The sequence below is a fragment of the Corynebacterium canis genome, assembly GCF_030408595.1.
GTDB lineage: Bacteria > Actinomycetota > Actinomycetes > Mycobacteriales > Mycobacteriaceae > Corynebacterium > Corynebacterium canis.
In genome coordinates this window covers 937,471-950,962 of the sequence record NZ_CP047080.1, presented here as the reverse complement: position 1 = coordinate 950,962, position 13,492 = coordinate 937,471, and the positions used below count along the sequence as shown (strand labels likewise).

Here is a 13,492-nt window from a genome sequence, read left to right as displayed (position 1 = left end):
GCCATGACGACTGCTGGACGCAAGACCGGTCCGAAACCACGTTTTCATATCGACGACGTGGTTCGCACAGCGCTCACCATAGGGCTGGACGATTTCACGCTTGCCGACGTCGCGCGCACGCTTCAGGTGACCACCCCCTCCCTGTACCGTGTGGTAGCCACCCGCGACCACCTGATTCATTTCTGCCTGGCCGCCATGGCCGATAGCCTCACCCTGCCACCGAACACCCTTTCGTGGAAGGAACAGCTGCGCTACTACGCCGAAGAGCTCTGGCGCTTCGCGGAACGCTACCCGAACAGCATTAAAACCCTGATCCAAACGCCGGGGGCGCACGTGCACGTGCAACGCTATTTCCGGACCATTAATAAATCCATCATGGCTGCGGGCTTCCCCGGCACTTCCGAGGATGTCGATTTCGCCCTGGATTTCTTGGGCGACACCGTGTTTATGACGCACCTTCAGATCGCGGGCCTGCGCAACTACAACGAAAACGGCACCACCGGCTATGAGCGAGCCGAACAGCTATTGAGCGCCGAGGCCGCCGAATCCGGGGAGCCAACCCACATGCCCGTGGACGAATCCTGGCGAGACCGCGGCTACTTGGACCGCAAGATCGACCTGATCCTCAAGGGTTTCGACGGCCGCCTCGGAGACACCTGAAACTGCAATAGGTTGTGTGCTGCGCATGAAGTTTTTTACACAGATTTCGGGATTTTGATGTAAAAAATATCGGTAGACACCGTTCAACTCCGGCTGTGGCAATAGGTTGCCTACAACGAATCGGCTCGGCTTTTCGTCACTGTGACGTAATTCGACCATGTTCCATATAGGGCAAGTGAATTGAAGCCCGCAGCGACGTTCTTTTACTTGAGCACAAAACTGTAGCGAACTACATTTCCGGGATACGACTCGACCCCAGCTTGAACACGCCACCACCCTCGAAAGTAGATATATATACATATTTGTTGCGGCCGGTTGCCTTTCAATTCCGCCAGAGGCCCATCGTCCGCACCCTCCAGCATGGGGCGTGCAGATCCCTTGGCGGGCAGCGCTCGTAATCAAGGGTGACATGCCGGAAACTCGGGGTACTGACGGGCCTTGGGAATAGGTTGTGTGCTGCGCATGAAGTATTTTACACACGAAACGCCGATTCGTGTGTAATTTTCATCATCCGAGGCCACCCAGGGCCGCCGGCGCGATATGTTTTACACAGATTTCGGGATTTTGATGTAAAAAATATCGGTAGACACCGTTCAACTCCCGCCGTGGCAATAGATCGTCCACAACGAATCGGGTTGAAATGGGGCCGTTTACAAAAATGGGCCATGGTCGAGTAAGGGTAACGAGTTTCAGGCACTTAGCGGGGCTGCTGAGGCGCCTTACCATAATGCTTTGCCTGCAAAATAGATTGGGCACTCGGTACGGCGGCCCCAGGCAGGGTTACGATCAATTTCTAATCGCTTCCGCTGCACATCTGCTGCCAGCGGCGTGCAGATGTGCCTGAGGCAGATCCTGCGTGGCCGCATTTCCCCAGGATAATCCGGCCCGAAAGCGAGGCAGATCGCGCGCGGCGAGGCAGATCGCGCGCGGCGAGGCAGATCCTGCGTGGCGCGGCGCAAGCCATTCCGCAAGGGGCCCGATGGGCTGAGGGGACCCGGTGGGACGGGGCCGCTGGGGACTAGGTGAGGCCGAACGCGGGGCTGCGAGGGCAGGTGCGCTGGGATTAGCTCACTGGTCGACCTGGACCGGCGCCCATTCGGGGCCGATCTCGCCCAACTTGGGGTCGAGCTTGGCGATGAGCGGCTGGGGTTTGGCAAGCACGGTGCCCGGCGCGACGTCGATACGCTGCCATGTTGCTTGCGCGGTGCTGTAATCGCCGGTGATCACGGGGTACGTGCGGTCGGGCTCGGGCAAACCTACACCGACTGGGGAGACAGGCATGTCATCATGAACCTCGGCGATCACTGGGAAGCCCGACCAATCCCCGGTGCGGCCCAAGGTCTCATGCACGCGCTGAGCGGTAAACGGCAGGTACGGGGTAAGCAACGTATTGCAATCGCTGACCACCTGCAATGTCGTCCACAACACCGTGGCCAAACGTTCGCGCTGGGACTCATCCTTGGCCAACTTCCACGGCTCCTGTTCCGCAATATAGGCATTCGCCTCCCCCACCACGTGCATGGCGTGGGTGATGCCAGCCTTAAAACGGGAATGCGCGATGGCCTCGCCTACAACCTCGTACGCCGCGGCGGCAAGCTCTAGTATCTTGCGGTCCGAATCCGTCAGCTCGCCAGGCTGCGGCACCTCGCCGAAATTCTTGTGCGCCATGGACACCGTGCGGTTCACCAGGTTGCCCCAACCATTGGCAAGCTCGTTGTTTACGCGGCGGACGAACTCGTCCCAGGTGAAATCCGTATCGTTGTTTTCCGGGCCCGCCACGGCGATAAAGTAACGCAGCGGGTCCGGGCCGAACTCCTGAAGGAAATCCTTCACATAAATAACCACGCCCTTGGAAGAAGAAAACTTCGAACCCGACATGGTCAGGTATTCCGAAGACACCACCTCGGTGGGCAATTGCAGCTGGCCAAGCTCGCCACCCTCGCCGCCGCGGGAGCCAATGCCCCGGTAGCCCAGCAACTCCGCCGGCCAAATCTGGGAGTGGAACGTAATATTATCCTTGCCCATAAAGTAATAGGAGCGGGTCTCCGGGTTGCACCAGAACTCGCGCCACGCCTCTGGGCGGCCCGCGCGGTACGCCCACTCAATGGAGGCGGACAGGTAGCCGACCACGGCGTCGAACCACACGTACAGCTTCTTGGCGTTATTATCCTGCCAACCCTCGATCGGAATGGGCACGCCCCAGTCAATATCGCGGGTCATCGCGCGGGGGCGAATATCCTTCAGCAGGTTCAGCGAAAACTTCAGCACATTCGGGCGCCAATCCTTGCGCTCCTGGAGCCACACCGTAAGCTCCTCGGCCAACGCCGGGAGGTCCAGCAGGAAATGCTCCGTCTCCACAAATTGCGGGGTTTCGCCGTTGATCTTGGAAACCGGGTCGATCAAATCCGCCGGATCAAGCTGGTTGCCGCAATGATCGCACTGATCGCCGCGGGCGCCGGAGGCCCCACAAATCGGACACGTGCCCTCAATATAACGATCCGGCAAGGTGCGGCCCGTGGACGGGGAAATCGCACCCATTGCGGTCTGCTTCACCATATAACCATTGGCGTACAAGCCGCGGAACAATTCCTGCACCACCGCGTAATGGTTACGGGTCGTGGTGCGGGTAAATAGGTCGTAGGAAAGACCCAGGCCAGCGAGGTCCGTCACGATCTGGCGGTTATAACGGTCCGCCAATTCCTGCACCGTCACGCCCTCTTTTTCCGCCTGCACCAGCAGCGGTGTTCCGTGCTCATCCGTGCCGGAAACCATGAGCACCTGCGCGCCAGACATTCGCTGATACCGAGAAAACACATCGGAGGGAACGCCGAACCCCGCCACGTGTCCAATGTGGCGGGGACCATTCGCGTAAGGCCAAGCAACAGCAGTGAGCACAGACTTTGTCATGCATTCAACCTTAATTTATGGCAGCACATCAGCGCGAAGTGAGGTACCACCAAGCTAGCGCTTCTGACCGGCGTTGGCGTTTTCCTTCACGCGGGGCTCACCGCCGCGGGGCTCACCGCTGCGCGGTTCCCTGCCTTTCGGGTACGTCTCCTCCTTGATTATCAAGGTATTGGTGCGCGGCATACCGTCATGCGCGCCCGCGGAGCCCTTTTTCCGGCGTGGTTGGTGGTGATGCTGCCGGGCTTTGCGGGCTGCGGCAGCGCGGCGGCGGGCCTCCTGCTCGGCGTGGATGCGGCGCTCGCGGGCCAGCTTCATGGCCCACTTCTGTTGCGACTTGTGGTCGAGGTACAGCGGATCGTCGGAAAGGCCGCGCGCCAGGGCGACCATAAGTGCGATGATCACCACGAGGAACGGGCTCGCCGCGATAATGGTCACGCTCTGCAGGTTAGTCAGGGAATCGTTGCCGCCGGACACCAGCAGCGTGATGCCGATCGCCGCGGTGAGGCAGCCCCATACGGCGACCACCCAGCGGTCCGCATCCAAGCGGCCGTGCTGGCTGAGCGAGCCCATAACGGTGGAGGCGGAGTCCGCCGAGGTGATAAAGAAGGTGGCCAGCAGGATCATGGCAACCACGGCCGCAACACCGCCGCCGGGCAGCGAATAGAGGAGGTCGAAAAGCTGGCGTTTGGCGTCGCCGTCGCCCCAAATCGATTGGTCCTGTTGTTCGAAGTGAATGGCGGTACCGCCGAAGATGGCGAACCACACCACGGACAGGCCGGCGGGCACCACCATCACGCCCACCACGAATTCGCGGATCGTGCGGCCGCGGGAAATGCGCGCCAGGAACATGCCCACGAAGGGGCTCCAAGAGATCCACCACGCCCAGTAGAAGATGGTCCAGCTGGACAACCAGGGCCCGGCGGTGCCGTCGGCGGAGTCCGCGGTGCGGGCAGCCATCTCGAAGAAGGTTTGAAAGTAGTTACCCACCGCGGTGGGCACCATATTGAGCAGCACGACGGTGGGCCCCATCACGAACACGAAGATGGCCAGAATTGCGGCGAGCACCATATTGGCGTTGGAGATGTATTGGATGCCGCGCCCCACGCCGGAAACTGCGGACAGCACGAACGCCAGCGCCAGGATCAGCACGATGATCACCAACGCGCGGATGGAGGGGTTGCTCACAATGCCGGTGCGGTCCAGCCCGGCGCCGATCTGCAGGGCGCCGAGCCCCAGCGACGCGGCGGTACCGAACACCGTGGCGATAATGGAGAGGCCGTCGATAATGCGCCCGGTCACGCCTTCCGCCGCGCGCGGCCCGATGAGCGGGATAAATGCCGAGCTCATTAGCTGTTTGCGCCCGAGCCGGAAGGTGGAGTACGCGATCGCTAGGCCGACGATGGCGTAGATCGCCCACGGGTGCAGCGTCCAGTGGAACAAGGTGGTGGCAAAGGCCGTGCCCACCTCGTTCGGCTGGTGTTCCGGCACGCCATTGCGGTAGAAGGTGAGCGGTTCGGTGGTGCCGTAGAACATCAGGCCAATACCCATGCCGGCTGCGAACATCATTGCGATCCACGAGAAGGAGGAGAATTCCGGCGCCTCGTCATCGCGCCCCAAACGGATGTGTCCGAATCTGCTCGCGGCGATGGCAACGATATACAAAACGAACACAGTGCCGAAGAATACGAAGGCCCAGCCGAAGTTATTCACCACAAAGGCCAGCGCCCCAGAAGCGAACTCGGAAAATTGCGCCGGCGCGGCGAGCCCCCACACCACGACGGCCAGCACCACGGCCATCGATGGGACCACGACCAGCCAGTTTATGCCAGCCTCGGTATCTTCGCCCTCCAAAACAACTTCGGGTTCTTCGGGGATATGCGTCACGGGGTTGTCAAGCATTGCGGCGAGCTGTTGCGTCGCCGACATTTCGCTTGTCGACGCCGCGGCAGGCCCGGCGCCTGCCGAGACTTCATCGGGGTGGATGGTGTCGGAGGTAGTCATGCTTCCACCTTGAAGTCCCCGAACAGCCAATTTCAAGCTGTACGCTTCACATTTGGCACCAAAACCGCCCCGCGTTACCTATTCGTGACGCAGGAAGGGGCCAGTATATTTGCGACTTTTACACCGCTTGATCACAAAACTATAACAATTTAGTCTCGGGCCGTAACGGCCGCATCATAGAGCTCCTTTTTGCTCACCTTGTACCTCGCCGCCAAGTCCGTACACACGGCTTTTAGGCGTTCACCGGCAGCCACCCGCGCCAATGCCTCGGGGACCACATCCGCAACACTACGCTCCGTCGCCTGGGCACCAGCAATCACCACGGTGACCTCGCCCTTTACCCCCTCGGCGGCCCAGGCCGCCAAATCCCCAAGGCAACCCCGGCGCACCTCCTCGAACATCTTTGTGAGTTCCCGGGCAACCGCAGCTTGGCGCTCCGCGCCCAAAATCTCCGCCGCCACCCCAAGGGTCTCCGCCAAGCGATGCGGCGATTCGAAAAAACAAACGGCTCGCCGCTCGGTGCGCAATTCCTCCAACCAGGCCCGCCGGGCACCATCCTTCCGCGGCGCAAAGCCCTCGAAACAAAACCGGCCCACCGGCAACCCCGATAACGCCAATGCGGTCGGCACTGCGGAAGGGCCGGGGAAGCAGGTTACGTGGATGCCTTGGGTATGCGCGGCGTCGATAAGTGCAAACCCGGGATCGGACACGCTGGGCATACCCGCATCCGTAATCACCACCACCGTCCCCCGGCGCGCAACCTTCAATAATTGCTGCACGCGGGCCTGCTCATTGTGGTCGAAATTGGAAACCACACGGCCTTGGATCTCCACACCCAACGCCGCCGCCAAATTCCGCGTACGGCGCGTATCCTCCGCCGCAATCACATCCGCCTGAGCCAACGCCTGCCGCAGCCTGGGCGACGCATCCTGAATATTGCCAAGCGGAGTGGCCGCAATAATCACACCCTGCGGCAACGCCTCTCGGTGTGTTTGGTGATGAGTGTTCATGAACCACACCCTACAATCAACAGAGTGATTGATAGCCAGCAACGCACCCGCCGACCACGCACCGCGCCGCGGACCCGCCACAAGCGGAAATACCCGCAGTACGATATCCTCGCCACGGCCGTGATCGCAATCCTGGCATTTGCCACGCGGTTTATCGGGCTCGGCCAAGCTACCAGCGAAAACACCCCGGTGTTCGATGAAAAACACTACGTGCCGCAAGCCTGGGACATGGTGCTCACCACCACCGACCCGATCACCGGCGGCATCGAATCAAACCCCGGGTTCGGGCTCGTCGTGCACCCGCCGCTGGCCAAACAAATCATCGCCCTAGGCGAAATGGTGTTCGGATACACGCCGCTCGGGTGGCGCGTCATGGCCGCACTATTCGGGGCGGGAACGGTACTGCTGATCATGGCGCTGGCCCGCGAACTCACCAACTCCCGCATCGTGGGTATCCTCGCCGGAGTTATCGCCGTGTGCGACGGCGTGCTGCTGGTGGGGTCGCGCTTTGGCATGCTGGATATCTTCCAAGTCTTCTTTATCGTCGCCGCCACCTATTGCCTCGTGCGCGACCACAAAGCCATGGCCGCCCGCATCCGCGCCTGGGATGGGGTAGGCCGCTTCAAATTCGGGTGGCGATGGTGGCGCTTCGCCCTCGGAATAAGCCTCGGATGCGCGCTCTCCATCAAATGGTCCGGACTGTACTACATCGCATTCTTCGGCGTGCTGTGCGTAGCGCTGGACCTGATGCTGCGCCGCCGCCGCCAAAAGCACGCGCTGGCAGACACCCTGGTGTTCGACTCCTTCCCCGCCTTCGCCTCCATCGTGCTGCTGCCCATCGCGCTCTACGCATGGAGCTGGCGCGCCTGGTTCGCCTCCGAAACCGGGGTATACCGCCACGCAGCCTCCGACGGCACCATCGCCGGGGACTCGCCGCTGCTCTTGCTTCCCGACGCCGTGGCAGGCTGGATCCACTACCACCAAACCGTCCTCGCCTTCCACGCGTCGTTGACCACATCGAGTGGGCACAACCACCCCTGGGAATCCAAGCCCTGGTCGTGGCTGGTGGCGAGCCGGCCGGTGCTCTACCTCTCCGCCTCCGACACCCCCTGCGGCGACACCGAATGCCGAACCGCCATCTACCTATTTGGCACGCCGGCGATCTGGTGGGTCACCGTGCCTTTACTATTGTGGGCGACCTGGCGTTTCTTTATCCACCGCGAGCGGCTCATGAGCGTGCCCCTCGTAGGGTTCCTCGCCGGCTTCCTCCCCTGGCTTTTGGCCTACGACCGGCAAATGTACTTCTTCTACGCCGTCGCCCTCGTGCCCTTCACCATCGTGCTGCTCGCCTGGGCGCTGGGAATCGCCGCCCGCAGCGGCCCGAAAGGCAAATGGGCCGCCGCCGCATACACCGCCTTGATCGTCGGCCAATTTATCTACTTCTCCCCGATCCTCTACGGGTTCCAAATACCCAACGCCTGGTTCGACCAACTCATGTGGCTGCCCAGCTGGCGCTAGGCGGCGAGTTGGCGTGGCGGCCCGGCGGGCCGGGCGCGGCGTGGCGGCGGGTTGGCGCTAGGCGGCGGGCGGGCTAGATCGACAGGACCTGATGGCCGTGTTCCTCAATGGCGGCGGTGTCCGCGTCCAAGTCGATGCTCACCTTCAGGCGCTCACCCGCGGGCCCGTGCACCTCGTAGGTGTACTGGGTGTTCGCCAGGTGCACAGGGTACGTTTTCGCCTGGGCCAACCAGGGACGTTCGGCGCGGAAGCCAAGCAGCTTCCGGTGGAGTTCGTACATCCACTGCCCGTCCGGCGCCAGCAGCCCGGGGCCTTCGGGGAAGGCGGGCCGGACGGCGTCATCGCCACCGTGGCGCTCTTCCTTTTCGCCGCGAAAGACCTGCTCATCGCCGTAATAGATGCTGGGCTCACCGCTGACCGTGCACAGGATCAGCAGGGCAAACATCGCCTGCCGGTCGCTCAAGGTGGTGGCAATGCGGGTCACATCATGATTGCCCACAAACGTCATGGGCGCGAAGTTGAGATCGTTATTGCGCTGCAGGCACCAATCCAATTCGTAGAAATTGCCGTCCTTTAGGGAGCTCCAAATGGCTTTCCAAAGCTCGTATTGGGTCACGGAATCGAGCCCGGAAGCGGCCACATATTCGTTGTAATCCCCATGGATCATTTCGCCAACGAACCACGCATCGGGATGGCGTTCGCGCACCTTAGGCAGCACGCGCGCCCAGGTTTCCGGGGCGACGGCGTACGCGGCGTCGAGACGCCAACCGGTGATGCCGCGGTCCAACCAAAAGTTCATCACTTCGGCAATGTATTCGATGACCTGAGGGCTCTCATGATCGAGCTCAACCAAATCTTTGTGCCCCTCGAACACCGCGCCGCTCGTGTGGCCGGCCTGTGCCAACGGATGGGCGCTTGCTACGTGATTGAACACACCGTCGAGAACAATGCCGAGCCCCCGGGTGTGGGCGGCGGCGACAAGCGAATCAAAATCGTTCAAGGTGCCCAATCTGGGGTCGATGGAAAAATGGTCCAACGTGTCGTACCCGTGCGTCTCGGAAGTGAAAATCGGCCCCAATTGCAGGGTGTTTGCGTGCATGCCCGCCGCGTAATCAAGCCAGCGCTCGATGTGGCCCAGGCGGTGCGTCAAATGCCGTTCCTCCGGCGTAGGGCGTACAGGTGCCGCCGTGAAGCCCAGCGGATACAGGTGCCAACAGATATGCATTTCCATTCCTTAGTAATTTGGACTCACTAACGCTTAGTGACTTTACCTCACTAACACGTTATGGTGTCAACATGTCTGACGACCCTCCCGCGCGGACCCGAACCCGACTCACCCCCGAAGCCCGCCGCGCGATTATCATCAATGCGGCCAAACGCGCGTTCGCAGCGGCCCCCTACGAAGCGGTGTCAATCGCGCAGATCGCCCACGAAGCAGACAGCTCCGTCGCCTTGGTGCATAAATACTTCAGCACGAAGGCCGAGTTATATACGCACCTGCTCACGGACACAATGGCTGAGCTGGAGCGACGTCGAAAAGCGGCCGACGACCCCCAGCAAAGCGCCCGCGAACGCGTGCGAATAATGCTGCTTTGCTACACCAATATGGTTTCCGAACTCCCTATCGACTGGGCGTGCGTATTTGTGCATCCGCGCCCCGAGCCCGCGCTGGCCACCCAGGCGCGCGCCGATTACCAAGCGCACAACGTGGCCATCATCGCGGACTACATCGGCGGCATCCACAACTACCGAGACGAAGCCGCCCTCAACGGATTCTTCGGATTCCTCAGCACCACCACCCTGGCCTGGCTCCACGACGGAAGACCCGCCGACCACCGTCACCTGCTTATCGACGCCGCGCTCGGCGCCCTCCAAGGAGCCCTCGGCGATTGGCGCCAATAACGGCGCAAGCTATAGGGGCCGGGCGGGGTTGGTTGGTGGCGGGGCGGGGTTGGTTGGGCACTCCGACAAGCTCCAGCTGGTAGGTTGCGTGCTGCGCATGAAGTTTTTTTACACACGAATCCCGGATTTTGTGTAATTTTCATCATCTGGGGCCGCCTGAGGCCGCCGCCGCGATATTTTTTACACAGATTTCGGGATTTTGATGTAAAAAATATCGGTAGACACCGTTCAACTCCGACCTTGGAAACTGGTCGCCCACAATGAATGTGCCCGCCTTTTCGTCACTGTGACGTAATTCAGCCATGCCTTAACATTGGACAGGCAAAACGAAAGCCACAGCGCCCCAAAATCGAGTTGGCACAAAACAATAGTGGGACATATTTCTTGGGCCAGCAATCCGGCTCTGAGCCGAACGCCCCTCCCCCCAAAAATCAGTTATGTCTACATATCTATTTAGATGGGGTGCCGAACCTTCGGCGTGCGGCGCCTCCACTGCCACACCTCCCCTCCCCGCAGGCGGCCTACCCTATGGCCAACCATCGCTAAATCGGCCCATCTACGGGCGCAAGCGATAGGTCGCGCACTTCACATGAAGTTTTTTACACACGAATCCCGGATTCTGTGTAATTTTCATCGTTCAGGGCCGCCTAGGGTCGCCGCCGCGATATTTTTTACACAGATTTCGGGATTTTGATGTAAAAAATATCGGTAGACACCGTTCAACTCCAACCATAGCAATAGGTTGTGGACAGCTTACCACATCAGAATGGCGCACGAAACGCAATTCGCCCATATCTCAACATGGGTAGAGAATTTCAAGGGCTCAGCGGGGCTGCTACGGCGTTTCCCAATTTCAGCCCGTAGAAATCAGAGCCAAACCCGCAGCACCAGGCCCACCGCCAGCAATCAAACCCGCAGCACCAGGCCGCCACCGAGCCCCAAAGCCAAGCCCGCCGCCATCAAACCCACCCAAAAACCCGCAACCCGCTTACCTATTTGGCTGCGCGGTTAACGCTCGCCAAGCGCGCCCGATCGCCGAGAAGCCGACGCAATGCAACCAGGCGGAAAGCATCACCACTACGCTCGCGAGGAGTAATACCAGTCCGAAGGCGTCTTGGGGGCTGACCAACCCAAGCACCACTTCCCGTGTGGCAAACCCGAAGGTGAAAGCCCATAAAGCGCCGTACACGGGGAGCAGGCCGGAGGTGGCTTTCGGCCGCCACGCCGCAAAGAACAGCCCGAATGCTAGTGCCAACCTCACGGCAGCCGCATCTACAAGCAATCCGGACAGTTGTTCGTCTTCAAGGGGGATTTGCCCTGTCCGTCCGAGTAGCACGATCGCCCACCCGACGTACGCTAAACCGGCAAGCGCGAGCCCGATCCGGGAAAAGGCGAGGCCAAGCGCATGCGAGGTCGCCTGTCGGCGCCGCTGCGGCTCCACATCTGCGAGGATCACCGCCGATAAATCTGGTGCCGCACCGATGGAGTCTCTCGCTTCTCCGATGCGCAGGGAGCGGCTGAAGCGCTCGATATTGTCCGCAAATGCTTGGCACTCGGGGCATCCCGATACGTGGGCGTCGATGACGTCGTCGGGCATGCCGGTGCGTTCTCCATCGCATCGTGCAGATAGGGCGGCCTGCACTTGCGAACATTCAATCACCGGTTGAGCACCCCGTCGATGCTGGCGCGGCCGCTGCCGAAAACCACGATAATAAACAGGGCCGCCACAAGGAGGAGTGTGTACTCAAAACCTCCTTGGTCAACAAATAAACCATGGTTAAGATGGACGAAATACGTTGCGGCAGCCATCAGCAGCGCCATTGCTCCAGCTACAAATGTGCACAAGAAACCCACAACGAGTAGTGAGCCGCCAATCAATTCTGATAGCGATACGATCCATGTTGACAGCTCCGGCTGCGGCACACCTACTGCACTGAACCGGCCAGTGTTTTCTACTACACCGATGACAAACATGCGATCCCAGCCGTGCGCAATAAAGATGATGCCGAGTACGAGCCGCAAAAAGAGGAGCGCTCCATCCCTGACAACCGGTTTATCCATGCAGACGAGGTTACCTGCTTGGGGCACATAACGGAGTAGCGAAACTTCAACACCCCCAGACCGGCACACCTAACTGGGGAAAGTTTCCTTAATTTCCCACATTTTGGGCCCGTTTCCCAGCTCGCGAGTCCCCTATTGTTGCGTAGCCAAGTTGCAGCATCTGCGTGCGAACGTCCCCACTCACACAGCGCCCATTTATTTCACTAACGAATGAAACGTCCAAGGTTAAGGCTATTAACGACGCCGCGACCCACAGCGCCAGCGCAGCCTGCGGGTTCGCACATACCGCCGCAAAATCAACTGGTATGACCATTGTACTCCCGCAAAGTGGGCCAAAACACCAAAGAAATGTCCTGATTGCACCCAACGCGGGCAGGCCCACAACCACAGGGCTGGGCGCACAGTTATTACACAAGGAATCAATGGGTCTGAGTTCCTATTGTGCGATCTATGAGAATTCGGGATCTCATTTGGCGTGCGGGGTGCGGCGGGCGAGCTGGGCGCGGCGTCGAAAAGCGGCACCGAGCGGCTGTGACGGAAAGCACTTGCCAAATCGGAAAGTAGTTTCCTATAATGAGTCTTGAAAGGAGATCAGACCATGAACACGCACATTCCCACCCCGGAACAAGCCTCGGAGCAACTCGAACAAGCGGCCGTATTGGGTCGTCGTGCGGCGGGCATCAGCCCCGCCTGGCTTCACTTCATCGCCATCTGTGCCGGCGGTTCCGCCTACCCTGTGATCGCACACTTGTCCGTAGTAAATGGCGGTACGCAGGGTCCGGCACTCACCATCATGTTCACCTGGCTCGCGCTCGGAGTTGCCACCATCCCGCTGACCGCGAGGCTGACCCCAATCCGCCGCGGATTCGGCAAGCGCTGGGGCATTATGATTGGCCTCTGGACCGTACTGTGGGCCGTAACCATTTTTGGAAACAACCTGTTCAGTATGGGTTTGAACGTCAATATTGCGCTCAGCATCGCGTTCGCCGTCCTGGCCCTGCTCGGCCCCACCTACGAAATCGTCGCACTCAAGAAAACGCCATGAACACCCAGCATCCGCGCAGCCAGCTCGAACCTGCGCTAACCAATCCGCTCCGCTTTTCATTGCTCGCCGCCCTCGCCGGCGTGGAGGAAATGACCTTCGCACAAATGCGCGATTTCCTCTTGGTAAGCGATTCCACGCTTTCCAAACATGCGTCGGCGCTGGAATCGCACGGCCTGGTAAAGATCAAAAAGGCGTTCGTAGGCAAAAAGCCGCAGACAACGCTCAGGATCTCACCCCAAGGCCTCAAGACCTGGAAATCGCACCTCGCCGCGCTTCAGGCGATCGCTGACACCGCGCGGCCGTCGAAAGACGACGTCGACTCCCCCGATCGCGCGGCGGCGACAAAAACTCCGTAGCCCCCTAAAATTATCCCACCAAGGCAACCCTG

The 13,492-nt window shown here is 60.3% G+C and carries 11 protein-coding genes; 5 read left to right on the top strand and 6 right to left on the bottom strand.

What is annotated here, in order from left to right; all coding sequences use genetic code 11:
- Positions 1-3 precede the first annotated feature (3 nt).
- Positions 4-660 carry a TetR/AcrR family transcriptional regulator gene (locus CCANI_RS04190; RefSeq protein ID WP_146325224.1) on the top strand — a complete coding sequence of 219 codons (657 nt, stop codon included), beginning with the start codon at positions 4-6 and terminating at the stop codon, positions 658-660.
- A 1,068-nt stretch (positions 661-1,728) separates the two neighbouring features.
- On the opposite strand, the gene metG is transcribed toward CCANI_RS04190, so the two are convergent.
- The 3 genes from metG to rsmI form a co-directional block, all read right to left on the bottom strand.
- On the bottom strand, positions 1,729-3,567 hold the full coding sequence (gene metG / locus CCANI_RS04185) for a methionine--tRNA ligase (protein ID WP_146325222.1): 1,839 nt from the start codon (positions 3,565-3,567) through the stop codon (positions 1,729-1,731).
- A 54-nt stretch (positions 3,568-3,621) separates the two neighbouring features.
- Positions 3,622-5,568, bottom strand: coding sequence for a BCCT family transporter (locus tag CCANI_RS04180; protein ID WP_425457359.1), 1,947 nt, complete (start codon positions 5,566-5,568; stop codon positions 3,622-3,624).
- A 149-nt stretch (positions 5,569-5,717) separates the two neighbouring features.
- Positions 5,718-6,578: a 16S rRNA (cytidine(1402)-2'-O)-methyltransferase gene (gene rsmI, locus CCANI_RS04175; protein ID WP_146325220.1), complete on the bottom strand. Its 861-nt coding sequence runs from the start codon at positions 6,576-6,578 to the stop codon at positions 5,718-5,720.
- Here rsmI and CCANI_RS04170 point away from each other — a divergent pair.
- Positions 6,567-8,096 (top strand): dolichyl-phosphate-mannose--protein mannosyltransferase, encoded by a 1,530-nt coding sequence (locus CCANI_RS04170; protein WP_146325218.1) that lies wholly within the window; start codon positions 6,567-6,569, stop codon positions 8,094-8,096. The genes rsmI and CCANI_RS04170 overlap by 12 nt on opposite strands.
- 73 nt (positions 8,097-8,169) lie before the next feature.
- Here the strand turns inward: CCANI_RS04170 and CCANI_RS04165 are convergent, their stop codons facing one another.
- A complete protein-coding gene (locus CCANI_RS04165) occupies positions 8,170-9,321 on the bottom strand; it encodes an alpha-amylase family glycosyl hydrolase (protein ID WP_246118279.1) in 1,152 nt (383 codons plus the stop codon).
- 71 nt (positions 9,322-9,392) lie between these two features.
- Between CCANI_RS04165 and CCANI_RS04160 the strand changes: the two genes are divergently transcribed.
- Positions 9,393-9,998, top strand: a complete 606-nt coding sequence (locus CCANI_RS04160) for a TetR/AcrR family transcriptional regulator (protein ID WP_146325214.1) — start codon at positions 9,393-9,395, stop codon at positions 9,996-9,998.
- Between the two features lie 988 nt (positions 9,999-10,986).
- Here the strand turns inward: CCANI_RS04160 and CCANI_RS04155 are convergent.
- Positions 10,987-11,640 carry a zf-HC2 domain-containing protein gene (locus CCANI_RS04155; protein ID WP_246118282.1) on the bottom strand — a complete coding sequence of 218 codons (654 nt, stop codon included), beginning with the start codon at positions 11,638-11,640 and terminating at the stop codon, positions 10,987-10,989.
- 14 nt (positions 11,641-11,654) lie between these two features.
- The gene (locus CCANI_RS04150) at positions 11,655-12,059 is read right to left on the bottom strand and encodes a DoxX family protein (RefSeq protein ID WP_146325211.1); all 405 of its coding nucleotides are present in this window, start codon (positions 12,057-12,059) and stop codon (positions 11,655-11,657) included.
- A 598-nt stretch (positions 12,060-12,657) separates the two neighbouring features.
- Between CCANI_RS04150 and CCANI_RS04145 the strand changes: the two genes are divergently transcribed.
- Positions 12,658-13,104, top strand: a complete 447-nt coding sequence (locus CCANI_RS04145; protein WP_146325209.1) for a hypothetical protein — start codon at positions 12,658-12,660, stop codon at positions 13,102-13,104.
- The gene (locus tag CCANI_RS04140; RefSeq protein ID WP_146325207.1) at positions 13,101-13,460 is read left to right on the top strand and encodes a winged helix-turn-helix domain-containing protein; all 360 of its coding nucleotides are present in this window, start codon (positions 13,101-13,103) and stop codon (positions 13,458-13,460) included. Before CCANI_RS04145 ends, CCANI_RS04140 begins: the two co-directional genes overlap by 4 nt.
- The last annotated feature ends 32 nt before the right edge of the window (positions 13,461-13,492 follow it).

Bases quoted from the DNA above. Each gene is read 5' to 3' on its own strand.
- CCANI_RS04190 (WP_146325224.1), top strand. From the start codon at position 4: ATGACGACTGCTGGACGCAAGACCGGTCCGAAACCACGTTTTCATATC.
- metG (WP_146325222.1), bottom strand. From the start codon at position 3,567: ATGACAAAGTCTGTGCTCACTGCTGTTGCTTGGCCTTACGCGAATGGT.
- CCANI_RS04180 (WP_425457359.1), bottom strand. From the start codon at position 5,568: ATGACTACCTCCGACACCATCCACCCCGATGAAGTCTCGGCAGGCGCC.
- CCANI_RS04170 (WP_146325218.1), top strand. From the start codon at position 6,567: ATGAGTGTTCATGAACCACACCCTACAATCAACAGAGTGATTGATAGC.
- rsmI (WP_146325220.1), bottom strand. From the start codon at position 6,578: ATGAACACTCATCACCAAACACACCGAGAGGCGTTGCCGCAGGGTGTG.
- CCANI_RS04165 (WP_246118279.1), bottom strand. From the start codon at position 9,321: ATGCATATCTGTTGGCACCTGTATCCGCTGGGCTTCACGGCGGCACCT.
- CCANI_RS04160 (WP_146325214.1), top strand. From the start codon at position 9,393: ATGTCTGACGACCCTCCCGCGCGGACCCGAACCCGACTCACCCCCGAA.
- CCANI_RS04150 (WP_146325211.1), bottom strand. From the start codon at position 12,059: ATGGATAAACCGGTTGTCAGGGATGGAGCGCTCCTCTTTTTGCGGCTC.
- CCANI_RS04145 (WP_146325209.1), top strand. From the start codon at position 12,658: ATGAACACGCACATTCCCACCCCGGAACAAGCCTCGGAGCAACTCGAA.
- CCANI_RS04140 (WP_146325207.1), top strand. From the start codon at position 13,101: ATGAACACCCAGCATCCGCGCAGCCAGCTCGAACCTGCGCTAACCAAT.